Origin of the sequence: Lentilitoribacter sp. EG35 (assembly GCF_040784015.1) — a bacterium.
GTDB lineage: Bacteria > Pseudomonadota > Alphaproteobacteria > Rhizobiales > Rhizobiaceae > Lentilitoribacter.
The window spans coordinates 1-1134 of sequence record NZ_JBFNGQ010000035.1 but is presented as its reverse complement, the minus strand read 5'-3'; the positions used below and the strand labels follow the sequence as shown (position 1 = coordinate 1134).

The 1134-nt window shown below is 44.1% G+C and carries 1 protein-coding gene; it reads right to left on the bottom strand.

The window, feature by feature from the left end; all coding sequences use genetic code 11:
* Window positions 1-141: 141 nt before the first annotated feature.
* Window positions 142-1134, bottom strand: a 993-nt coding sequence (locus AB2J24_RS19825) for a transposase (protein ID WP_367386808.1), incomplete at its 5' end; no start/stop codon positions are given.

Sequence of the window (1134 nt, the reverse complement as noted above, 5' to 3'; positions counted from 1 at the left end):
GCCGATATTGTTGATAAAGTGTTTGAGTTGATTTGGATTGTCTAGCGCGGTTTTGGATCGCGAGTAGTATTGTCAGGGTATTAGCCCGTTTTGATCTTGGTTTATGTCTTTTTCATTGTATCAAGCTTATATCTCCTACTGCTAGACGGATTTCGGGTGCATATTTGTGATATCTGGTGGTGGTTTGTATCTGAGTTTGGCAAGCTTTCGTAAGTTCTGTGCTGTTACTGCGAGTAGGAATTCATCCTTTGCTCCATTAGGCCTGCGCAGTCTTAAACGGCCCAATTTGAGAATGCGCTTGAGATGAGCAAACAGCATTTCTACTTTCTTTCGGTTTCGTCGTGATGTTTCATATTCGTTAGTTTTAAGGATTGATCGAGCTACATCTCGAGCATCTTCATGGATGTGCCTTGGGATCTTACGCTGTGGTGTTTTTGGACAGCATTTGGGCTTGAGCGGACAAGGACCACAATCATATGTACTGGCAAGGTAACGATAGAAATTATCGGAATTCACACGCCCACTAGAGCTTAATCGTTTGCCAGTTGGGCAGATATACACGTTGTTTTGCTTTTCGAATGTAAAATCAGATCGTGAGAACGTGCCATCAGTCCGGCGAGAATTATCAAATACAGGTACATGCGGCTCGATATCTCTTATATTGACGAGCCAATTCAGATTATCCGCTGCACCATAGGCGCTGTCGCCAATGAGTTTGTTGGGCTCTAATCCAAAGCGATCAGATACACGGTCAATCATGGTTCTTACAGAGCCAACCTCAGCCTGACGAATGGCTCTTGTTCCCTCAACATCCATGATAACAGCGTTGTCTGTATCAATGAGATAGTTGGTAGCGTATGCAAAGAACGCAGGGCCACGCAAGGCGCCGGTCCATTGCGAAGCAGGATCACAAGGTGAGATAAATTTGGGTTTCTTATCACTTGCAGCACCAAAAGCAGTATCGTTTAAAGTCTCGAGATATTCACGGGTTGATCGACCTGCATCTTTGGGCAAATTATCAATATTCCATTTATCTGCTGGTAATGACCTTTGTTTGTTGGCATCAGCTTGAATAAGACTGGCATCAACCGCAAAGCTTTCACCGCCAACCAAACCTTCATCTAAACAACGTTG